General features: G+C 63.6%; 21 protein-coding genes. 10 read left to right on the plus strand and 11 right to left on the minus strand.

The genetic code is table 11. The features are described 5' to 3' along the window. The first annotated feature begins 37 nt into the window (after positions 1-37). From GGD40_RS02305 to GGD40_RS02320, 4 genes are all read left to right on the plus strand, one after another. The gene (locus tag GGD40_RS02305; protein WP_179744845.1) at positions 38-1468 is read left to right on the plus strand and encodes an MBL fold metallo-hydrolase RNA specificity domain-containing protein; all 1431 of its coding nucleotides are present in this window, start codon (positions 38-40) and stop codon (positions 1466-1468) included. A 23-nt stretch (positions 1469-1491) separates the two neighbouring features. Continuing rightward, the gene (locus GGD40_RS02310) at positions 1492-2520 is read left to right on the plus strand and encodes a transporter (RefSeq protein ID WP_257030320.1); all 1029 of its coding nucleotides are present in this window, start codon (positions 1492-1494) and stop codon (positions 2518-2520) included. 81 nt (positions 2521-2601) lie between these two features. Continuing rightward, on the plus strand, positions 2602-3183 hold the full coding sequence (locus GGD40_RS02315; RefSeq protein WP_179742684.1) for a lipocalin family protein: 582 nt from the start codon (positions 2602-2604) through the stop codon (positions 3181-3183). Between the two features lie 11 nt (positions 3184-3194). Then, positions 3195-3371 carry a hypothetical protein gene (locus GGD40_RS02320; RefSeq protein ID WP_179704551.1) on the plus strand — a complete coding sequence of 59 codons (177 nt, stop codon included), beginning with the start codon at positions 3195-3197 and terminating at the stop codon, positions 3369-3371. Between the two features lie 90 nt (positions 3372-3461). Here GGD40_RS02320 and GGD40_RS02325 read toward each other — a convergent pair whose 3' ends face one another. After that, a complete protein-coding gene (locus tag GGD40_RS02325) occupies positions 3462-4151 on the minus strand; it encodes a CBS domain-containing protein (protein WP_179704553.1) in 690 nt (229 codons plus the stop codon). A gap of 387 nt (positions 4152-4538) precedes the next feature. On the opposite strand from GGD40_RS02325, the gene GGD40_RS02330 reads away from it, so the two are divergent. The 3 genes from GGD40_RS02330 (at position 4539) to adhP (ending at position 9723) form a co-directional block, all read left to right on the plus strand. Beyond that, complete coding sequence (locus GGD40_RS02330) at positions 4539-6896, plus strand: EAL domain-containing protein (protein ID WP_179742685.1); 2358 nt, start codon at positions 4539-4541, stop codon at positions 6894-6896. Positions 6897-7012: 116 nt separating this feature from the next. Next, positions 7013-8539, plus strand: a complete 1527-nt coding sequence (locus GGD40_RS02335) for a phytoene desaturase family protein (protein WP_179742686.1) — start codon at positions 7013-7015, stop codon at positions 8537-8539. A 158-nt stretch (positions 8540-8697) separates the two neighbouring features. Continuing rightward, positions 8698-9723 (plus strand): alcohol dehydrogenase AdhP, encoded by a 1026-nt coding sequence (gene adhP / locus GGD40_RS02340; protein ID WP_179704561.1) that lies wholly within the window; start codon positions 8698-8700, stop codon positions 9721-9723. A 60-nt stretch (positions 9724-9783) separates the two neighbouring features. Here adhP and GGD40_RS02345 read toward each other — a convergent pair whose 3' ends face one another. Together GGD40_RS02345 and GGD40_RS02350 are read right to left on the minus strand one after the other, a co-directional pair. Continuing rightward, the gene (locus GGD40_RS02345) at positions 9784-10434 is read right to left on the minus strand and encodes a BON domain-containing protein (RefSeq protein ID WP_179704563.1); all 651 of its coding nucleotides are present in this window, start codon (positions 10432-10434) and stop codon (positions 9784-9786) included. Positions 10435-10493: 59 nt separating this feature from the next. Next, positions 10494-10721, minus strand: coding sequence for a DUF3562 domain-containing protein (locus GGD40_RS02350; protein WP_179742687.1), 228 nt, complete (start codon positions 10719-10721; stop codon positions 10494-10496). Positions 10722-10991: 270 nt separating this feature from the next. Between GGD40_RS02350 and GGD40_RS02355 the strand changes: the two genes are divergently transcribed. Beyond that, positions 10992-11921, plus strand: a complete 930-nt coding sequence (locus GGD40_RS02355) for a histone deacetylase family protein (protein WP_179704567.1) — start codon at positions 10992-10994, stop codon at positions 11919-11921. Positions 11922-11930: 9 nt separating this feature from the next. Continuing rightward, entirely contained in the window at positions 11931-14609 is a 2679-nt protein-coding gene (locus GGD40_RS02360; protein WP_179742688.1) for a bifunctional acetate--CoA ligase family protein/GNAT family N-acetyltransferase, read from the plus strand. Positions 14610-14650: 41 nt separating this feature from the next. On the opposite strand, the gene GGD40_RS02365 is transcribed toward GGD40_RS02360, so the two are convergent. The 5 genes from GGD40_RS02365 to GGD40_RS02385 form a co-directional block, all read right to left on the minus strand. Then, on the minus strand, positions 14651-15793 hold the full coding sequence (locus GGD40_RS02365) for an ABC transporter permease (protein WP_179742689.1): 1143 nt from the start codon (positions 15791-15793) through the stop codon (positions 14651-14653). Continuing rightward, positions 15790-17331, minus strand: a complete 1542-nt coding sequence (locus GGD40_RS02370; RefSeq protein WP_179742690.1) for an efflux transporter outer membrane subunit — start codon at positions 17329-17331, stop codon at positions 15790-15792. The genes GGD40_RS02365 and GGD40_RS02370 overlap by 4 nt, the downstream gene beginning before the upstream one ends. Further along, positions 17331-18416 (minus strand): HlyD family secretion protein, encoded by a 1086-nt coding sequence (locus tag GGD40_RS02375; protein ID WP_179704575.1) that lies wholly within the window; start codon positions 18414-18416, stop codon positions 17331-17333. Before GGD40_RS02375 ends, GGD40_RS02370 begins: the two co-directional genes overlap by 1 nt. Next, on the minus strand, positions 18413-19120 hold the full coding sequence (locus GGD40_RS02380; RefSeq protein ID WP_179742691.1) for an ABC transporter ATP-binding protein: 708 nt from the start codon (positions 19118-19120) through the stop codon (positions 18413-18415). Before GGD40_RS02380 ends, GGD40_RS02375 begins: the two co-directional genes overlap by 4 nt. Before the next feature lie 178 nt (positions 19121-19298). Beyond that, entirely contained in the window at positions 19299-19997 is a 699-nt protein-coding gene (locus GGD40_RS02385; protein WP_306456569.1) for a hemerythrin domain-containing protein, read from the minus strand. A 95-nt stretch (positions 19998-20092) separates the two neighbouring features. On the opposite strand from GGD40_RS02385, the gene GGD40_RS02390 reads away from it, so the two are divergent. Further along, entirely contained in the window at positions 20093-20629 is a 537-nt protein-coding gene (locus GGD40_RS02390) for a hypothetical protein (protein WP_179742692.1), read from the plus strand. An 81-nt stretch (positions 20630-20710) separates the two neighbouring features. Here the strand turns inward: GGD40_RS02390 and GGD40_RS02395 are convergent, their stop codons facing one another. The 3 genes from GGD40_RS02395 to GGD40_RS02405 all read right to left on the minus strand — a co-directional run bounded on the left by GGD40_RS02395 (position 20711) and on the right by GGD40_RS02405 (position 21927). Further along, positions 20711-20947, minus strand: a complete 237-nt coding sequence (locus GGD40_RS02395) for a UDP-glucose 4-epimerase (RefSeq protein WP_179704580.1) — start codon at positions 20945-20947, stop codon at positions 20711-20713. A gap of 61 nt (positions 20948-21008) precedes the next feature. After that, the gene (locus GGD40_RS02400) at positions 21009-21755 is read right to left on the minus strand and encodes a beta-ketoacyl-ACP reductase (RefSeq protein WP_179704582.1); all 747 of its coding nucleotides are present in this window, start codon (positions 21753-21755) and stop codon (positions 21009-21011) included. Continuing rightward, entirely contained in the window at positions 21745-21927 is a 183-nt protein-coding gene (locus GGD40_RS02405; protein WP_179704584.1) for a hypothetical protein, read from the minus strand. The genes GGD40_RS02400 and GGD40_RS02405 overlap by 11 nt, the downstream gene beginning before the upstream one ends. Positions 21928-21962 lie beyond the last annotated feature (35 nt).

A 21962-nucleotide genomic window follows, 5' to 3' on the forward strand; every position in this document is an offset into this window, starting at 1 on the left:
GCATCCCCGCAATCGGCGGGTTCTGCGCGAGGGCATGATGAAGCTGACTTTTCTGGGTGCAGCCGAAACGGTCACCGGCTCGAAATATCTGCTCGAAGGAGCGGGCCTGCGCATTCTGATCGATTGCGGTCTGTTTCAGGGCACCAAAAACCTGCGCTTGCGCAACTGGAACCCGTTGCCCACGCCGGTCGATACGCTCGACGCCGTGATCCTCACCCACGCGCATCTGGATCACACCGGCTATCTGCCCGTGCTGGCGCGCAGCGGCTATCGCGGCCCCGTCTACTGCACGCCCGGCACGGCCGACCTGTGCGACATCATGCTGCGCGACAGCGCGCATTTGCAGGCAGAAGAAGCCGACTTCGCGAACCGTCATGGCTTCTCGAAGCACAAGCCGGCGCTGCCGCTCTACACGCTCGACGATGCACAGCACGCGCTGCGGCTGATGGTCCCGCGCGAGTTCGATGTGCCCACGCCGCTGAACGAGCAATTGAGCTTCCGCTTTCTGCCCGCCGGACACATCCTCGGCGCGGCCAGCGTCGTATTGTGCTGGCGCCATACGGTGCTTGCCTTTTCCGGCGATCTCGGACGGCCGGGCGACCCGATCATGCGCCCGCCCATGAAGCTTGCGCATGCCGACTATCTCGTCGTGGAGTCGACCTACGGCGACCGCCTGCATCCGGAAACCGATCCCGAGCAGGAGTTGGCCGCGCTATTCGAGAGAACGTTCGCGCGCGGCGGCGTGGTGGTCATGCCGTGCTTTGCGGTGGGCCGCGCTCAGGAAATTCTCTATTACATCGCGCACCTCAAGCAAGCCGGCCGCATGGCGAACGTGCCGGTGTATCTGGACAGCCCGATGGCCACCGGTGTGACGGATCTCTACAGGCACCACCTGAACGAGCATCGCTTAACCGCTTCGCAAACCGCCGTCATGGACCAGGCCGCGATCATGGTGCGCACGGTCGAGCAATCCAAGGCCATCGCAGCGCATCATGGCCCGATGGTCATCATCGCCGGCAGCGGCATGGCCACGGGCGGTCGCGTTCTTCATCATCTGAGCCTCTACGCGCCGGACCACCGCAACACGATCGCGCTGGTCGGCTACCAGGCCGCCGGCACGCGCGGCGCCGCCATTGCCGCACACGAGCCGACCATCAAGATTCACGGCGAATACGTGCCGATTCGCGCACAGGTCGAGTCGATCTCATCGCTATCGGCGCATGCGGACTATGCCGAGACACTGGAGTGGCTCACGGCGATGTCGCCGGCGCCCACGCAAACCTTCATTACGCACGGTGAGCCCGCCGCCGCGGATGCGCTGCGCCGCCGGATCAGCGACACGCTCGGCTGGCCGTGCACGGTGCCGGTCTACCTGCAAAGCGTCGAACTGGCCGAAAGAGCGGCGCTCGACTGTCGGCCCGCTGCCTCCGCTGCGGCAGGAGCGGCAGTTCCGTCGGCAAAGTCATGACGGGGGCGGCAGGAACGGGCGACATGGGGCACGGCATGATCATGGAAGCGTCGCCGGCGGGCACGGTCGGCCAGTTCCCGCTGGACCGCGGATACGTTTTCTCCAGCGAGGGCGTGGGTCGCGAAATCGACGCGGATACAGCGGCCGACTGGCTCAATCGACAGCATGACAAAGATGGCGAATTCATCTGGCTGCACTTCAACGATCTGCCTACCGTGCTGGAAGGTTGGCCGCTACCGCACGTTCAACTGCCGGACGCTTTCGCCGAGACGCTAAGAGAGGGCTCGCGCTCTACCCGGATCACGCATCACAACCAGAACCTCATTGCCGTGCTCAACGACGTCGACTATGACTTCGCGCGCAAGCAACCGCTCAACGTGGCGACGTTGTGGCTGACCGTCGGCGCTCGCCGCCTGATAAGCGTACGCAGCCTCCCTCTGCGGTCGGTGAGCCAATTGAGGCAGGTCGTCGACACGGGGACCCGCTTTCGCAGCCCCATGGCGCTGCTGATCCACCTGCTGCAGGGGGAGGCCGATGTGCTCGCGGACCTCGTCCGTACGGCGGCGCAGGCGGCCAATGAGGTGGACGACACGCTGGCTGCCGGGAAACTGCCGAAACGCCCTGTGCTGGGCGGGATTCGCCGCGATCTCGTGCGTTTGCGGCGGCTGCTGGCACCCGAGCCGGCAGCACTGTTCCGCCTCGTCAACCGGCCGCCGAATTGGGCGCATGAAGACGATGTGCAGTCGCTGAGACAATCAGCCGAGGAGTTTTCGGTGACGCTGCGCGACATGGCCGGGCTTCAGGAGCGAATCAAGCTGCTGGAAGGAGAAATCGCCGATCGGGTTGCCGAGCACACCAACCGCAGCGTGCTCATTCTGACCGCCGTCACGGTCATTGCATTGCCGATCAATCTGATCGCCGGCTTCCTCGGCATGAACGTGGGCGGCGTGCCGTTGAGGTACGACCCTCGTGGGTTCTGGATCGTCACGCTGATCGCCTTTGCGCTGACGAGTCTCGCCGCCTGGCTGATCTTTCGGCTCAGGAAAGACTGATGCAACGACTACGCGGTCGACTGACCGATATGACGTACAGCGTCTCTTTGCGCGTGACGCCCAACCAACCGGATTGATCCTATGTTCAAGTCATTTGCATGCGCCGCTTCGTTGGTCATCTGTATGGCCGGCTGTGCACACGCTCCCGCTATCCCGGCCGATACGCAAGCGCCGCAGTCGGCCTGTGTCGCTGGGCCGCCCATCGATCTGGCGCGCTACATGGGACGCTGGTACGTGATCGCGGACACGCCGTTTCTGAGTGAGCAGGATTATGTCGGCAGCTACGACGAATGGACGCAGCGCGGCGACGGCCGAATCGACGACCACTATCTCGGCCGGCGTCACGGCTTCGATCAGCCGGTCACGGGCAGTCATTTCGTGGCCAGGGTAATGCCGGACACCGGCAACACGAAATGGCGCGTGGAGCTGATCTGGCCGTTCGAAGTCGTGGTCGTCACCGCGTATGTGGACCCGGACTATCGTTACACGATCCGCTGCATGGCCGACGGCAACATGATGTGGCTGCTCTCGCGAACGCCCGCGATGGACGACCCCACCTATGCTGAGATGCGCGCCCGGATCGGCCGGATGGGTTTCCACCTCGACCGGGTGCAGCGCGTTCCGCAAAGTGCCGGGCAAATCGGTCAGCCGGGTTTTCAGTAAGCGCGGTCGCCGTGGGGGAGCGCTTCTGGCGCCGGGCCTTCGACGTCGAGTTCCTGGTCGACGAAGGCATGATCGCCGCGCACGATACGGACCTGTTCTGCTTTGCGGAAGCGGCTTCGCAGATCTGGCGAATCATGACCCATTGGTACGAACAGGCGAAGGTTCAGCAAGAGCGCTGCGGCGATTGACGCATCCAGCAACTGGTGAGATGACGGCCCGGAACCGGTCGAAGGATGCGCTTCGGCTGGCCGCGGGCGCGACATGGCCGCGACGTGCCGTCAGAGACCCGGCATCACAGGATAAGGCTCCGTATGGTCCTCGACCCGCTTCACGCCGGGGATCCCTTCGGCCGCGACGCGCACGGCCTCGATGGCGTCGAGCGAGTGGAACACGCCCCACAGATGAATGACCCCGTCGCTCACCACGACGTTGCGCCCGGCGAATCCCCAGTTGCGACCGGCCAACTCGCCCATCAGGACAGCGCGAATCTCGCCGTCGGACAACGTGGTGTCGGTGAGCGGATCATCCGGCACGCTGGCCAACGCCTGGACCAGATTGGCCCGACTGACAATGCCGACGAGCCTGCCTTCTTTCTTGACCGGCACGCGCTTGATGCGGCGTGTTTCCATGAGGTTGGCGATTTCGCCGAGCGTCGTTTCCTCGTTGACGGAAACGACGCGGGTCGACATGACGTCGGCCACTTTCAGCGCGTGGGCCTTGATGTAGTCTCGCGCGCTTTCGCCCGACGCGAACATCTCGAGCCATGACGAGCGCGGGCGTTGATCGGTGCCGAGCTCGACGCGGCGCAGCATATCGCCTTCGCTGATCATACCCACCAGATGGCCGGCGGCGTCCACCACCGGCGCACCACTGATCTTACGGTCGGCGAAGATACCGGCAACTTCACGCACGGTCATCTCGGGTGTCACCGATACGACCGGGCTGGTCATAACATCTGAGGCACGCATGGCAAGTCTCCTTTGATAGTTGTAGCCGGGTCAGCCGGCCACACATCAGTCAGACTATGTCCGCGAAGCTCGCGGACTTTTGACGTGCATCAGTGCTCCTCCCGATAGCGCGACGGTATGCCCTTCTTCGGCCATGGGGGCCGGCGGCGCAGTCTGCCGGGTTGGCGGCCAGGGGTCTCGCACAAACGGCACCGCAAGCAGCGTTGACTACCCCGGACTATCCGACGGTAGCGCATGTTTTCTCAACCACCTCTGCTGCGGGGTAAATGTTGCCGATTCTGGTCGAGGCACCCAGTTTTTTCTACGGTTACAAAGAAGGAAATCCTGGTGCGCACCCGGGGGCGCATCAAGAACGGGGCCTGGCTGTTTTTTCCATGAGCGTTCTCCATGACGAAGGTTGCAATTGCCGATGCACACGGCGTCATGCGAGACGGTCTTCGCGCCCTTCTCGCAAGCACGGGAGAGTTCGAAATCGTCGGCGAAGCGGTTGACGGCGCCGGTACGCTAGCCCTCGCGAAAACCACCGACGCAACCCTTCTTACGTTTGGGCTCGCCATGCCCGGTGTCCATGGCATCGAGCTGATTCCTCTGATCAAGCTCGAAAATCCGCTTCTGCGCATTCTGGTCGCGACGCGGTATCCCGAGCAGGCGCGTGCGATGCTGGTGTGCGCCGGACAATCTTCCTTCAAGATCCGCCGGTGCGACGCCGTTATACTGAAGTCACCCCGTAGTCAGCCCGGCCTCACGGTTTGCAGGGCGCTTTCCAGAAGCGGTTTCAATATGCGACTTGCAGGCTTTAGATTGAAGCGGCGGCGCGCAGCCGCGAGCAATGAACTCATCGGCGCGCAGTTCGACGCCTTTTCGCGGCAGGTGCCGCTGCTCTACTTCATACTTTTGATCAACACCGGAGCAGTTGCTTACACGCATCAGCCCCACTCGCCCGCATGGCTTTCGATCGACATACCCGTCGTGCTGGGTTTCATCGGCCTGGCGCGTCTTCTGGTGTGGCTCGGGAGGCGGGGCCAGCATCGTCGGCTAACCGACGGCGAGATGCGGCAACGGCTGTCCGCGGCGACCTGGTTTACGGCGGCGTTCGGCGTGGGCTTCACGGGTTGGGCGTTCGCACTCTATCCATACGGCGATGCCTATGCACGCGTGCAGATCGCGTTCTCGATGGCGATCACCGTCATCGGCTGCGTCTTTTGCCTGATGCATCTGCGCCGCGCCGCGCTGTTGCTGACGGCGATCGTGGTGCTTCCGTTCACGGTGTTCTTCGTGCGCACCCAGAATTCGATTCTGGAGGCTATCGCACTGAACATGTTCCTCGTCACCATCGCCATTATCGTGATGATGCTTACGCATTACCGCGACTTCGCGAACCTGATCGAATCCAGAAAAATCCTGCAAGATCTCAGCGACGCCAACTCGACGCTGGCGAACGAGGACACGCTGACCGGCTTGCCGAACCGCCGCTCGTTCCTGAAAAGGCTTGAGGGACTCTGCGCCGAGATGGCCGGCGGCGGCCGGACCTTCGCGGTCGGCGTGATCGATCTCGACGGCTTCAAACAGGTCAACGACCTTCATGGACATCAGACCGGCGATCAAGTCCTGGAGGAGGTCGGCAAACGGCTGAAGAAGCTGCAATCGAAGCTGCAATCCGCTGGGTGCACGTTCGCGCGTTTAGGTGGCGATGAATTCGGACTGCTGGTCGGGAACGAAACGGAAATCGACTGCCTGCAGGGGCTGGGCAAAACGATTGCCGCTGCGCTGGAAGCGCCCTATCGGTGCGCCGGTGCAAACATCAGGCTGTCCGCGTCGCTGGGTATCGCGCAATTTCCCGTTGCCGCGACGACGCCCGGCCAGTTGTTCGAGCGCGCGGATCACGCGCTCTATCATGCCAAGGAACACGGGCGCGGCGGCACCACGATCTTTTCCGGCGCGATTGAAAGCGCGATACGCCGCACGAACATGATCGAGCAATTGCTGCGTCAGGCCGACCTGAATCGGGAAATGAGCCTGCACTATCAACCCATTATCGACGTCACGGATCAACGCGTCGTGTCGTACGAGGCCCTGGCGCGCTGGCGCAATCTGACGCTGGGCGACGTGCCGCCTTCGGAATTCATCGCCGTCGCGGAGCGCAGCGATCTGGTCCGCGCGATCACGCTGGTGCTGTTCGGCAAGGTACTTGGCGCGTTGCAGGAAGCGGAACCCGCAGTTCGCGTGTCGTTCAATCTGTCGGCCCAGGACCTGAATTCGTCCGAGACGATTCCTGCCATCATCGACATGATCCGGCGTAGCGGCATTTCGCCCGAGCGCCTGACCATGGAGATTACCGAAACGGCCGTGATCCGGGATTTCGATCAGGCGCGGCACGCATTGACCGAACTCAAGAAGCTGGGCATGCACATCTCGCTCGACGACTTCGGAACCGGCTTTTCGAGCCTGCATTGCATTCACCGACTGCCGCTCGACAAGGTAAAGATCGATCGGAGTTTCGTGCGGGAAATCGACTTCGACGGCGGTGCGCAGGACATTGTCCGCAGCATCGTCGGTCTGTGCCGGAGTTTGAAACTGACGTGCGTGGTCGAAGGCGTGGAAACCGAGGCACAGGCAACAACGCTGCGCGGACTGGGTTGCAACGTCATGCAGGGCTATCTGTTCGGCCGGCCGGCCCCGGTGCTCAGTCACCCCGCCGGTGCCCGGCGCCCCCTCGCGACGCCTGCAGGTAGCGCGCCGCGCTAGCCTAACGTTGACCTGTATCAAGCGCGCCGCGGCGCAGTGCGTTTTGATGTGAAACGTACGGCCCGCTGCACGAGGCACACGTTGCACACAGGGCCGGGGCAACCGGGGGCGGTGTCATGTGGGATGCGATTGTGTTGGGTTCCGGCATCGGCGGTCTGGGCGCCGCGGCCGCGCTCGCGCGTCAGGGGCGGCGCGTGCTCGTGCTGGAGCAGCATGACGTGGCCGGAGGGCTCACCCAGACCTTCACGCGCGCGGACTGGACCTTCGCTACGGGCGTGCACTACATCGGCGGGGTGGGCGACATCACCGGATCGAGCGGACAGATCGGCAGGCTTCTCGCGTGGCTGACCGGGGGTGCGCTTCGCTTCGTCTCCTGCGGCAATCCTTACGACATCGTTCGTTTGCCCGATTTCGAGTTCGCCATCCCGTACCCGGAGGCGCGCTATCGCGAAGCGCTGCTGGCACGCTTTCCGCAGCAGAGCGAAGCCGTCGGGCGCTGGTTTGCCGCCTGCGAAGCCGCGCGGCACTCGGCCTTCGCGATGTTCGCGATGCGCGGCATGCCGCAGTGGCTCGCGTGGGGCATGCATCTGATTCAAGGCGACGAAGTCGAGCGCTGGGCGCAATGCACGCTCGCCAGCGCACTGGCCGACGTGCCCGACGCGCAATTGCGCGCAGTGCTCGGTGCCCGCTGGGGCGACTATGGTGCGCCGCCGGAGCGTGCCCCGATGCTCGAACATGCGCTCGTCACCAGTTCGTACAATGCCGGTGCGTACTATCCGGCAGGCGGCCCGGCGCGCTTCGCGAGCACGCTCGTTCCCGTCGTCGAGGCAGCGGGCGGCGAGGTGCAACTCGGCGCCTGCGTCGAACGCATCCTCGTGACCGGCGGCCATGTGGTCGGTGTGGCGTTCAACCAGGGCGGCACGCGCCGCACGGAGTTCACGAGCCGCGTCATCTCGGCGATGGGCATCGCCAACACCGTGTCCTGCCTGGATGCCGCGACGGCACCCGCGTGGCAGGACACGCTGCGCGGGCTGCGCCCGGGCCTTGCGCACCTGGCGCTTTACATCGGCTTCGATGGCGACATCGCCGCGGCGGGCGCCTCCGGCGCCAATATATGGATCTACGAAAGCGAGGAAATCGGCCGGGTGTGGCAGAACGTCGAGGAAGACGACCCGCCGGGGCTGTTCGTGTCGTTTCCCTCGATGAAAGACCGGACATGGGCGGGTAAGCCGACGGCCGAGGTGATTGCATTGTGCGACGCGCGAGCCTTCGCCTCCTGGCTGGATACACCGGACGGCCGACACAGTGCGCCGTACCAGGAACTGAAAGGACGAATCGAACAGCGATTGCTGGCACGGTTCCGCAGACACTTCCCTGCCCTCGCACCACTGATCCGCTTCCACGAACTGTCGACACCCGTCACGCAGCAACGCTACCTGCGCTCGCCGGGTGGCGCCATGTATGGACTCGATGTGACCGCAAGCCGTTTGACCAGCGCGGCGCTGCGCGTGCGCACACCGGTCCACGGCTTGCTGCTTGCCGGCCAGGACGTCACGGGGCCCGGCGTCGCGGGCGCTTTCATGGGCGGCCTGATGGCCGCGGCCGTCATCGAGCCGGCGATCCTCACGCGCTTTGCCAGCTAGCGCGATCGCGGCAGGGGCAACCGGATAGAGCGGCGACGCTTCATGTCTCAGCGGCCCGCGTTCGCCGGCGCATCACCCGGCGGATTCCTGATCCACGTCAATTTGCCCACCTGCGCCGCGCGGATACTGGGGCACCTCAGCCCCTCCCGGAGAATCCCATGGCTCAGTCGATGAAAGCCGCTGTCGTCCACGCATTCGGAGAACCGCTTCGCATCGAGGAAGTACCCGTGCCCACACCGGGCCCAGGACAGATCCTCGTCAATATCAAGGCAACGGGCGTCTGTCACACCGACTTGCACGCGGCCGACGGCGACTGGCCCGTGCGTCCCTCCCTGCCCTTCATTCCCGGTCACGAGGGGGTCGGCTTCGTCACGGCTGCAGGTTCGGGTGTCAAGGCGGTCAAGGAAGGCGACCGGGTGGGGGTGCCGTGGCTCTATACCGCCTGCGGTCACTGCGAGCACTGCCTCGGCGGCTGGGAAACGCTCTGTCATGAACAGCAGAATACCGGCTACTCGGTGAACGGCAGCTACGCGGAATACGTGCTGGCCGATCCGAACTACGTCGGACACCTGCCCGCGCAAGTCGGCTTCGAAGAGATCGCGCCGATCCTGTGCGCCGGCGTCACCGTCTACAAAGGCATTCGCATGACCGACACGCGGCCCGGCCAATGGCTCGCGATCTCGGGAATAGGCGGACTCGGCCATGTGGCGGTTCAATACGCGATCGCGATGGGCCTGCATGTCGTCGCCGTGGATATCGCGGAGGACAAGCTCGCCCTCGCGCGCGAACTGGGTGCGAAACTCACCATCAACGCGGCGACCGAGGATCCCGCCGCCGTGATTCAAAAGGAAATCGGCGGGGCGCACGGCGTGCTGGTCACCGCAGTATCGCGTAGTGCATTTGCGCAGGCGCTCGGCATGGTCCGGCGCGGCGGTACGGTTTCGCTCAACGGTTTGCCGCCCGGCGATTTTCCGTTGCCGATCTTTTCGACCGTGCTCAACGGCATCACCGTGCGCGGATCGATTGTCGGCACCCGGCAGGATTTGCAGGAGTCGCTCGAGTTCGCCGCGGAAGGACGGGTGCGGGCGCATATCCACCTCGACCGTCTGGAAAACATCAATACGGTGCTTGCCGATCTCAAGGGCGGCAAGGTCGACGGCCGCGTGGTACTGAAGCTCGATTGAACGGCGCCCCGTGTCGTGACTCACCACGACTCACGACACGGGGCGACCGCCTACGGCATGCTAGCCGACGGTCAGATTATCGACGACCGCATGGACACCCGGCGCCGACCATGCCGCTCCCCGCGCGGCCGATCGCTCCGCGTATGAACCCACGTTGCCCGTCAGCGTGACGATGCCCTCGTGCTCGGTGACCCGGATGTGATTCGCTTCGCGCTCGGCATGGCGTTGCAGGGCCTGGCCGATCTTCTTCCCGATGTCTTGCGCCGCCAGGCCGCCGCCCACCTCGATCAGATTGGAGACGCCCGTCACGCCGCGCATGTGGCGCACCGCGCGTGCGACCACCTGGCGCTGGTAAGCCCAGTCGACGTCCCCGCGCAAGGTTATCCAGCCCTTTTCGACTTGCACCTGAACCGAGCTCTCAGGCACGCCGACCGTCCATTTCAGGATCGAACGAATCGAGTTGGCGATGTCTTCGTCGGTTCTCACCGCGCCGTTCGGCAATCGAACGTTCATATCGACCACCACCGCCTTGACGCCGGCGACCCGTTGCGCGGCTTTTTCCGCTGCCAGCTTTTCCGCGTAGCTGGACGGATGCCCCGACAGCGTGACAATCCGCTCTTTCACTTCGACGCCGACGTCGGTCACCGTCACCGCGGGATCCCACGCAAGCTCCTCTTCCACATCGTGCTGCAACTGCTGGTCCGTTTTCATCGCATTCTCCTAAGGTGGCATCGACGTCCTGGAATTGGGTTGGTGCCGCAGCGCGCCTGTCATCCCCCGCTTGCGAGACGATGGCTGCCGGCCCGGTTGTGAGCGGCGCTCTGTCTTACCTTGTCGCCGACCTGTTTGATCGCAATCAACGGAATGTAGTCGTGGATCCGCGCGCCGGCCGACAAACGGCCGATCTCGTCGTCTACCATGCGGGCCAGATCGTCTTCGTTCAGATCGGTCCCTTGTGCGATATCGAGCAGTGGCACCCATAACGTGTTGCGAGGCATGACGAAACTCCCGGTGAGAAAAGGCACGATGCATGAATGCACACACCCTGCGCCTAATGTGATCTCAACGCGCCTGTCGCAGCTTGACCTGAGTCAAGGCTCCGATGCCGTATGCGGTGCCTGATAGAGATGCCGGCCAACATGCGTTTCCGGCAGGCATCCCAGCCGCGTTCGCAATCAGCGTCTGGCCGACCGCGTGACGATTGAAGTCGACGCGCGGCGCCCCCATACCGGGGTCCAACGGCAGCAATCTCGTCACCTCGAGCCACCATGCAACCCGCCTATATTTCGCACGATGATTGCGCTAGACACGAGATGGGAGCCGGACATCCCGAATCGCCGGACCGTATCGGCGCGATTCACGATATGTTGCTGATCAAGGGCCTGCTCGACTGCATGCAGACTTACGAGGCGCCGCTGGCAACGGAAGATCAACTGGCCGAGGCGCATTCGTTGTCGTATATCCGCTCCATCGCCGGGATGGTGCCGTTCGAAGGCTATGTGCGTGTCGACCCGGACACGAGCATGAACCCTCATACGTACCGGGCGGCGTTGCGCGCCGCCGGTGCCGCAGTACTGGCGACCGATCTGGTGCTGGCCGGCGAGGCCCAGTGCGCCTTCTGCAATATTCGGCCGCCTGGGCACCACGCGAAATACGCGGCGGCGGGCGGGTTCTGTTTTTTCAACAATGTCGCGGTCGGCATTCGCCATGCGCTAAACACGCATGGACTCACACGCGTCGCGCTGATCGATTTCGACGCCCATCACGGCGACGGCAGCGAAGACATTTTCCACGCCGATGCCCGTGTCCTGATGTGCTCGATCTTCGAGGACAAGCTGTACCCGTTCTGCGGCAACGAGCCGCGCGGTGAGAACATGGTCAACGTGCCGCTGCCGACGCGTTCGTACGGCGACGCGTTCCGGGCGGCGGTCACGCAGACATGGCTGCCGGCGCTCGAGGCGTTCAGGCCGGAGATGATTTTCATCTCGGCCGGCTTCGACGGTCATCGCGAAGACGACATGGGCAACCTCGGCCTCGTCGAAGCGGACTATGCGTGGGTCACCGGGCGGATGGTCGAGGTGGCCCGGCGCCACGCCAAGGGGCGTATCGTGTCCTGCCTCGAAGGCGGCTACGAACTGTCGTCGCTTGCACGGGCCGCCGCCGCGCACGTGCGCGCTCTCATCGACATGGATTGCTGAGCCCCGCTCATGGACAAACATTACCTGACACCGCTCTTCTCCCCGTCTTCCATCGTGGTGTTCGCCGGCAAGCCCGACGACCCCGGCAGCCAAAGCCACTACGGCCGTTGCGCGAGCGTGCTGATACGGGAAAGCGGCTTCGCCGGTCCGGTCACGTTCCTCGATGTGGGCATGAGCGGCACGCTCGCCGAACTGGCTCATTCGCGCGCCGACCTGGCCGTGATTGCCCTGCCGGACGACGAATTGCCCTCGGCCCTGGAAGTCGCCGGGCGGATCCAGTGTCAGGCCGCGCTGATCATTTCGTCGGGCGTCGATCAGACGCAGGCCCGAGCGCTGCATGCCATTGCGCGCAAACACGGTATTCATTTGCTAGGACCGAACTGTCTCGGTTACCAGCGCCCACGGCTGAAGATCAATGCCAGCGTCGCCGGCGGGCTGGCGCAGCAGGGCTCGCTCGCCCTCATCTCGCAATCGGGCGCCCTGACCTCGTCGATCCTCGACTGGGCCAACCGGAATGCGGTGGGTTTTTCGATCGTGGTGTCGCTCGGGCCGAACACGTCGGTCGACCTTGCGCAAACGCTCGATTTCCTGGCAACCGACCCGGCCACCCAAAGCATCGTCATCTACATGGAGGGCATCACCGACGCGCGCCGCTTCCTCAGCGCGCTGCGGGCCGCCGCGAACACCAAGCCGGTCGTCGTGCTCAAAGCCGGCCGCAAGGCCGCCGGCTCGCAAGCCGCGCTCACCCATTCGGGCAACATCGTCGGCAGCGACGAGGTATTCGATAGCGCCTTGCGTCGGGCCGGCGCGGTGCGCGTGCGCTCGTTTACCCAGCTATTCTCCGCGGTCAAATGTCTCGCCTCACGCTATCGTCCGGTGGGCTCGAGACTGGCGATCGTGACCAACGGCGGTGGACCGGGCGTGCTGGCCGTCGACTGGCTGATCGAGCTGGGCCTGGGACTCGCGCGGCTGTCACCCGAAGCCGCCGCCGCGCTGGCGCCGCACCTGCCGCCGGTCGCGACCCTCTCGAACCTGCTGGACCTGTCGGAAGAAGCGGGTCCCGACCACTACCGGGCGGCGATTGCCGCCTGTGCCGTGGATCCGGACGTCGACGGCATACTCGTGATCTATTCCCCCAAGCTGGAAATCGACCCGACTGCGGTAGCGAGGGCGCTGGTGCTCGCGAGCGTCGATATCGGCAAGCCGCTTCTGACGTGCTGGATGGGCGACGAGAAGGTCGCTGAAGCACGCGAAATCATCAATGGCGCGGGCATCGCAACGTTCCGCTCACCCGAGGCGGCGGTCGATGCGTTCGGCAACATCGCTTCGTTCTACCAGAACCAGCAACTGCTGCAGCAGACTCCTCCGCCGCTGTCGCAACTCGCCAAACCGGACCTGGCCGGCGCGCATATCCTGATCGAAAGCGTGCTCGCCGAACGACGCAAGGTCCTCACGGAGATGGAGTCGAAAGCGCTGTTGGCCGCGTTCCACATTCCGATCACGCAAACCATGCTGGCCCACAGCGCCAACGAGGCGATGCTGATTGCCAGTCAGCTCGGCTATCCGGTGGCACTGAAAATCGACTCGCCCGATATCCCGCATAAATCGGACGTTCAGGGCGTCGTGCTCAACGTGCTCAATGCCACCAGCGTGCGCGACATCTACAACGACATGATGGCGACCGTGCGCCGGCTCAAGCCGGCGGCGCAGATCAACGGCGTGACCATTCAGAAAATGTCCGGCATGAAACACGGGCGCGAACTCTATATCGGCATGGTCACCGATCAGCCGTTCGGCCCGGTTATCACATTCGGAGCGGGTGGCACCATGATCGAATTGATCGACGACCGGGCGGTCGAATTGCCTCCGCTCAACCAGTTCCTGGCGCAGCGCCTGATCATGCGGGTACGCTCCGCGCAAACGCTGGGCGAATGGCGCGGTGCGCCGGCCGCCCGCCTGGAAGCGATCGAACAGGTCCTGCTGCGCGTCTCGGAGATGGTGTGCGCGTTGCCGCAACTGCGTGAGATGGACATCAATCCGTTGATCGTCGACGAGTCGGGCGCGCTGGCGGTGGATGCCCGCGTCGTGATCGACAACGCCCAACCCTCACTGCACCGCTACGACCATCTGGCCATCCTGCCGTACCCGTCGAACTACACGCAGGAATGGCCGATGCCGGGCGGCGGCCAATACATGTTGCGGGCCGTGCGGCCCGACGACGCGCAGATGCTGCAGACCTTCGTGCGCAAGCTCTCGGACCAGTCGCGCTATTACCGCTTTGTCTCGTCGCTGCGGGAACTGTCGATACCCATGCTGGCGCGGTACACGCTGATCGACTACGACCGCGAAATGGCGCTCGTCGCGGTCTGTCGGGAACGCACGCCGGGCGAAGACGGCGAATTCAGCGAAACCGAACGCATGATCGGCGTTTCGCGCTACATCGCCAACCCCGATCTCACCAGTTGCGAGTTCTCGCTCGTGGTGGACGACGAGTTCAACGGCCAGGGGATCGGATCGCGCCTGATGCTGTCGATCATGGACGTGGCGCGTCACAAAGGTCTGAGCGAAATCGACGGCCTCGTGCTGGTCAAGAATGCCGGCATGCTGAAACTGATGAAGACGCTCGGCTTCCAGATCCAGACCTATGCGGAAGATCCCGACTTCAAACTCTGCAGCAAAACCCTGTAGCACGCGGCCGGCGTGAATCGTCGCGCGCCGCGTCGCGAACCTTATCCCCTGAAGATGTCGAACGGCTCGATCGTGAGCACCTTGCGCACGCCGATGTAGCTGGAGATGCCGGCAATCAGCACCACCATGCCGAACGCCAGCGCGAGGTTCCAGAAGGTGGTGATGGCGGCGTAGTTGGGCACGGTGGCTTTCGCGAGCGAAATCACGAGGGTGACCAGGCCGACTCCCAGGCCATAGCCCGTCAGCGCCGTGAAGGTCGCCATGAACAGGATCATGTACACCAGTTCGTGCCGCTTTGCCCCGATGGCCTTGAGCGCGCCGAACTTGTCGAGGTTTTCCAGAATGAAGGTGTAAAACGTCTGGCCTGAAATAGACAGCCCGACAATGAAACTGATCACGGTCATCAGCAGGATATTGGTGCCGATGCCGGTCTGGTACGTGTAGTAGTCGGCAATGCGCCGGTTGAACTCGTCACGGGTCAGCGCAAGATAACCGAGCCTGGCGACCTGCTGCTTGATGCCGGCAATCGCCGCATCGTTTTTTGCCTGCACGAGGATATAGGAGATCGTGAAGCGCGTGCCGGGAATGTACTGGATCGCGCGGTTGTAGGTGGTATAGAGCGTGGGCACGCCGTTGAGGCCGTTCGCGGCGACCTCGGCGACGCCGACGATCACGCCACGGTGGTCGTTGATTTCGAACGTGGTCCCGATTTTGGGATTTTCCAGCTTGGAGAACTCGGAATCCTTGACGACCATGAAGGCATCGTCGGCATAGATGTCGAGGATGTTGCCCTGCTTCATGTTCGGGCGGCCGAACAGGCTGGCGTCGTCGAGCCCCACCACGTTGACGGACTGGTAGGCGCCGTCGGCGAGCTTGAGCTGGGCGCCGCCGATAAAGAGCGGCACCGCGTACGCGACGCCGTCCATGCTCAGGGTAGCGTCCAGCAGATAGTCGGGCAGCGGAAAGGCGCTCGTCGGCGTGTTGACGGCGGGGTCCATGATCCAGATCGACGCGCCGATATTGGTCACCGTCGAATAGGCGCGGTTCAGGATGCCGGCGAACATCGCGGTCATCTGCATCATCAGGAACACCGCGAAGGTGATGCCGATCAGCAGCGCGGAGAATTTCGCCCGGTCGTTGACCAGCAGCTTGAAGCCGATGCGCATGATGCCGCTGTATTTCATGGCTGCGGCGCCCCGCTCGCTTCGTCCTGCCGGTTCCACCAGCCGCCGCCCAGCGCGACGAACAGCGCAACGGTATCCTGGTGACGCTGGGCGACGGCCTGGAGATAGGCAATGGTGGTCTGGTGGAGTTGCACGTCGCCTGCCAGCACGTCCAGATAGCCGATCGTCCCCGCGCGGTAATTGGCTTGCAGCAGGGCCAGCGCTGCCGCCGCGTCGCGCTGCGCTTGCGCTTGCGCGTCGAGAGCCTGTGCGTCGTACTCCAGTGCCTTGAGCGCGTCGGCGACCTGCGCGAACGCGGCCAGCACAGTCTGCCGGTAGTTCGCCGCCGACTGCCGGTACGCGTCGATCGCCGCCTTGCGTCCGTACCACAAACTGCCCCCCTGAAAGAGCGGCACTGTCACCGACGGACCGATGCTCCAGAACCTGAAGCTGTCCGTCGAAAGATTGCCGAAGCTCGTGCCTCCCGCGCCGTAAGTGCCGCTCAGGCTGATGCTCGGGAACATCGCGGCGGTGGCGACGCCGATGTTGGCGCTGGCCACGTGCCACTGCGCCTCGGCGGACAGAATGTCGGGACGCTGCCGAACCAGATCGGAAGGCAAACTGACGGGCAGGTCTTTGGGCAACACGAGCGAACTCAAATCGATTTCCGTCAGATTCGCTTCGGAAGGAAACACGCCTTGCAGCGTCGCGAGCAGATGATCCGCTTCGCTGATTTTCTGCCTTAGGGGCGCCAGCGACGCCTGGTTGGCGGCGATCAGACTGTGCACGCTCAAGACGCTCGAATAGGCGGCCGTACCGGTGCGCACCTGGGTTTCGGTGATCTCGAGCTGCTGGTTTTCGAGGTCGATCAACTGTTCCGTCGCGCGAATCTCCGCGGCATAGGCCGCGCGCGCGATCGTGGTGTTCACCACGTTGGCCGACAAGGTCACATAGGCTGCCTTGGTCAGATAGCGCTGGTAGTCCGCCTGGGCCTGCAGTCCTTCCACGGCGCGGCGCTTGCCGCCGAACACGTCGAGCGCATAGCTGACGGTGCCGCTCGCCGTCACCAGATTGAAGATCGTGGCCGGCGCCGCCGAACCGTTCTCGAGCGGCGCCGAGCGCTCGCGGCCGCCCTGCACCTGGGCGCCGATCTGCGGATAGAAAACGCCGTAGCCGGCGCGCAGATTGTCCTGGCTCTCGCGCAAGCTGGCCTCGGCCGCCTCGAGCGTCGGATTGTGGGCAAGCGCTTGCTCGACGCTCACGTCCAGTTGCGGCGATCCGAACAGGCGCCACCAGTCGAACGGCACCGCGGTGCCCGGCGTGAAATGCTGCGACTCGCGGTTCGCGGTGACCGTCGTCGCCACCAGCGGCTCATGGGTATAGGCCTGCACGGCGGGCGCCGCGGGCCGGCTGAAATCGGGGCCTACCGCGCAGGCGCCGAGCAACGCCGCGGCCATCACGCCGGGCCAGACCGGGCGCCATGCGCAACGCTGCAAGACGCCTCGCAAGGACGCATTGCCGCTCGTCGGGTTGTCGCGTATCGGCTTGAGCGGAGACATTATTTGGGCCCGATAAAGACGTCGACCAACAGGCCCGGATAAACCATCGGGAGATCTTTTTTGCGGAAGCGGAAAATCACCGGCAACACACGGAGGTCGACTTTTTCCGCGCGCTGGTTGGAGAGCTCGATCTTGGGCGACACATAGGGCTGCACGCGCACGAACTCCAGCGGCACCTTGATGTCGGTGCCCCGCACCGAGAGTTGCGCCTGCATGTGCGTAGGTGCGGGCAGGCGCGCGACCAGAATCTCGTCGACGTAACAACGCACCGACAGATAGTCTTGCGACGCGCCCATCACGACGAGTGGATCGAACCCCTGCGTATAGGCGTCGTACACGCCCTGAGACGACACATAACTACCCGGCGTGCCGTTGAGTGCGAGCACGACCCCATCCGCTTGCGCCGTCACCGTATATTTCTTTAGCAGCGCACCGGCGGCCCTGTACGACTGGCTCAGCGCCTCATATTGTTTCTGGGCATTGCTGATGTCGTAACTCCATGCCCCCGCGCGCGTCAGCTCATACTGCCGCTGCGCGACTTCCAGGCTCGTCTGCGCCTGGGCGACGGCGTCCTGAGCGGTGTCCACCGCGTCCTTGCTGATCGAGCGGTTATCGAACTCGTAGGACGCGCGGCGCTTGTCGTACTGGTCGCGCGCGGCCTTGAGGTTCGCTTGCGCCTGATCGACCTGCGCCTTCGTCACCGCGAGGGTCTCCTTGCGCGGCTCGGCCTGAAGCTCCTGCAAGGCGACCCGCGCCGCCTCCGACTGCGCTCGCAGTTGCTGGGTCGTGGCGGACTGCACGGAGTCGTCGATCTCCAGTAACGGCGTGCCGGCTGCCACCTGCTGCCCCTCGTGGACCAGCACCCGCGTGATCGGACCCGCCACCTCGGGATAGATGTTGACGTTCTGCCCGCCAACCTGTTCGCTTTCGACAATGCCGTCCGCGTAGATCGCCGTCGCATAGGGGTTGCTCACCGGCGCGAACACCGGCGGTTGCGCCTTGCGTTGCGTCCCGAAGAGAAAGGCGCCTGCCAGCGCGACCAGGATGCCGAGGATCGCGAGACCGAAAATGACCCGGGTTTTCATTCCGTGCCCTTGTCCAGACCGGTGATACGTCCGTCTTCCATATGGATGATCCGGTCGGCGTATTCGTTGATCCGTGCGTCGTGCGTCACGATGACGATGCAGCGATTCTGGTTGAGGACCTTCTCCTTGACGAAGGCAATGATCATTCGCCCCGTGTCGCCGTCGAGCGAAGCGGTCGGTTCGTCCAGAATCAGAATCTGCGGCGCGCCCACGATCGCACGGGCAATCGCCACACGTTGCTGTTCGCCTCCCGAGAGCTTGACGGGCAGTATCTCGCTGCGGTTTTTCAGACCGACCACCTCGAGGCATTTCACCGCCGCCCTGATGGATTCGTTCCAGTCCTGGTGCTTCAGAATCAGCGGAATCGCAACGTTCTCGGCGCTGGTCAGTCGCGGAAACAGATGGTAGTCCTGGAAGACAAAGCCGATGGTGTTCAGGCGGAAGTCCGCGAGGCGGTCGTCGTCCAAGGTCCAGAGGTCGTCGCCGTTGACGCTGACCGTGCCCGCGTTGGGCCGCAGAATGCCGGAGATCATGCTGAGCAACGTGGTCTTGCCGCTTCCGGACGGTCCGACGATGAATAACATCTCGCCGAAATGCGCCACGAAGTCGACACGGTTGACCGCCGTCGTTCGCGTGCTGCCGTCGCCGAACCATTTGGTCAGGCCTGCCGCTACGATTGCTTCGTGTTTCGCCTGGTCGGTCATCTCGGGAATCCGTGGTCGCCGCCCACACCAGAATCAGATTTCTGGCGCCCGCTCTTTCGAGGTGAGCGACGACATTTTTTGCGTTATTCGCGTGATAACCATCGTGTCCGAAAACGAATCGACGCTATTGATTTGAGTCAATCAGGGGCATAGGACGCATTTCTATCGTCCGTGTCGGTCAGCGACTCACCTGGGACGCAATGTTCGAGATCATGCAGAACAGCTTGTCGAGATCTTCCTCGACTTCGACGCCCTCAAAGGGATCGCGATTCGCACCGAATGCGGCATCGATCTCTGCCCAGTCTTCGCGGGTGAGCACGCGCAGCGCGACGGGCAGCACAACCTCTTCCTCGATGCGGCGGTGGTTCGCGTAAAAGTCCGCGTATCGCTCGACCTTTCTGCGAAAGTCCTCGAGCGCGGCATCCCCCACCAGTTCATAACGCGTGAGCGAATGTTCGAGACTGCGGACCCTCACTTCGCCTTCGGCATGCTGCCGGTTCAGTTCATCCAGAACATCATTGATCTCGCTAGTTCGCGCGCGTAGCCGCGCAAACAGGTAACGCTCCTCTTTCGGGTGATGCACTCTCTCCGGATATTCGCGGATGTAGTACAGCATGGCCCGGAAGATCACGAACGCCGGTGAGGCGCCGGCCTGTTCGCGCCGGTGAACAAATTGAAGCATCGCGCCAATTACAGTGGTCAGTTGCTGATGCTCCTTGATGATGATGCTGCATCCGTCCGTACGCGCCCAGGCTGTCATGGGAGAACTCCGTTGAGTCGTTTTCGCTGCGCCACGCGCACCGTGGATGCAGCGTCTGCCGCGAGCCGGTCGATGGTCGCTGATGACGAGCGTGAACCCGCTGAAAGCGTCGCGCATTGATGACGATCAAATCCACGACGGCACTCGCCACTAAGCTTGAACCACGACATTTTCGATCCGTATGTTCACCGTGAACCAAACAAGGGGCAGCCATGTCGACCCACACTGACGAAGTCACCTACCTGCTGGATCGCGCGGCCACGCTCGACGCAGCGGTGCAAGCATTGGCGATAGCGCTCGAGGCACCCAGCCAGTCGCCGCGCTTCGTGCTGAAAGGTATCGTGTACAAGTCGTTGAGCGAGCGGCCGGGCTTTACGGTCACGCTGCACGGCGTCACCCTGCAGTCCGTGTACGAGCAGGTGCTGGACCGCTCGGGGAACTGTCCGGAGCTGTTCGGACGAATTCACCTCTGCCTGCCGGACGACGGCGGCACAGCGGGCGACGTCGTGATCAGCCTGCTGATCGCCGACACAGGCGACTATTCGGACGACGGCACGACGCACTGGGCCTATAGCACGTACGACGAAACCGGGCGGCCCAGCGAAACCAACCGCTACCGGCTCTCGCTGGCCATCGCACGAGCCGTGCAAGCCGTGCTGCCGGTGCTGCCGCTTGCTGCGACGATCACATCGTCGAGCGAAGAAGCGGCCAGTCATCCGGCACAAACGGATGCACAGCATGCGGCCTGAAGCCGTGAGAACCCGATAAGCTAAACGAACCAGAGCGGGCCGGCTCACACCGGCCCGCTCTTTCAATCTCCGCCTTCAGACCTACATGGACAAGGTTTTCGACATCTTCAACTGCACCCACACCATGCCTTCGCGCAAGCCGGCCAGCACGGCCTCGCGTTCGTTTGGAAAAATGCTGCTGTGTCTGAACTCGTGCGCGAAGACGCCGTCGGGCGTCGGGTGGCTAATTTGGATCGAGCAGTCGAAACCGCCCGGCACCTGATGCGTGACGGCCGCGACCGACCAATCGCCGTCGTTGACCTTACCGGAAAGCGCCATGAACCGCTCCTGATGTCGAATGCCAATGTGAAACCCGGGCCACGGGTTGCTTGCCCACGCTTCATCCCATGTGCATGCCGCCGTTGATCGCGAGATCCGCTCCCGTGATGAACCCCGCGTCGTCCGAGCACAGAAACGCCACCAGCGCCGCCACCTCGTCGGGTTGACCGAGTCGGCCAAGCGGAATCTGCGGCAGGATCCGGGTCTCCATGACTTCCTTCGGCACGGCGTCGGTCTTGGGTGTCGCGAGATAGCCGGGCGACACCGTATTGACGGTAACGCCGTGCTGCGCGAGTTCGAGTGCCAGCGACATCGTGAAACCATGCACGCCCGCCTTGGCCGCCGCATAGTTGGCCTGACCGAAGGCGCCGCGCTCGCCGTTGACCGAGCTGATGTTGACGATCCGGCCGAAGTTCTGCGCAACCATGCTGTTCAGCAAAGGCTTGGTCATATTGAACAGCGAATCGAGGTCCGTACGCAGCACTGCGTCCCAGTCGTCCTTGTTCATCTTGGCAAAGGTCGAATCGCGTGTGATGCCGGCGTTGTTGACAAGAATGTCGACCGATCCGAATTCGTCCAGCACGCGCGAAGCACAATGCGCGCACGAATCGTAGCTGGTGACGTCCGCTTCGTAGGCATGAAAGCGGCGGCCGGCATCGCGTTCGCGCATCAGCCAGGTCGCGACGTGGTCGTTGCGTTCGGAATGCGACATGGCCACCACCATGCCGGCGTCATGCAGGCGCCGGCTGATGGCGGCGCCGAGCCCGCCCATTCCTCCGGTGACGAAAGCAACCCGTTTAGGCGACATGCTGTTCTCCTTTCCGAGCAACGCCGCGCGACGCAGCCGGCGACGCGGCCGCATTCAGCCGTTCGAACTCGCCGGCTCGCTGACAGGCCTGTTGCCTCCTATCCATTGCGTGGAGCGCGAGACCGAGGTTCGCCCGGTACAGATCGGGCAGCGAGGTGGATTCGGTTGTCATGATGATCCTCCGGAGTTTTCATGAGACGCGTGCCT

The organism is Paraburkholderia bryophila, assembly GCF_013409255.1.
Classification (GTDB): Bacteria; Pseudomonadota; Gammaproteobacteria; order Burkholderiales; family Burkholderiaceae; genus Paraburkholderia.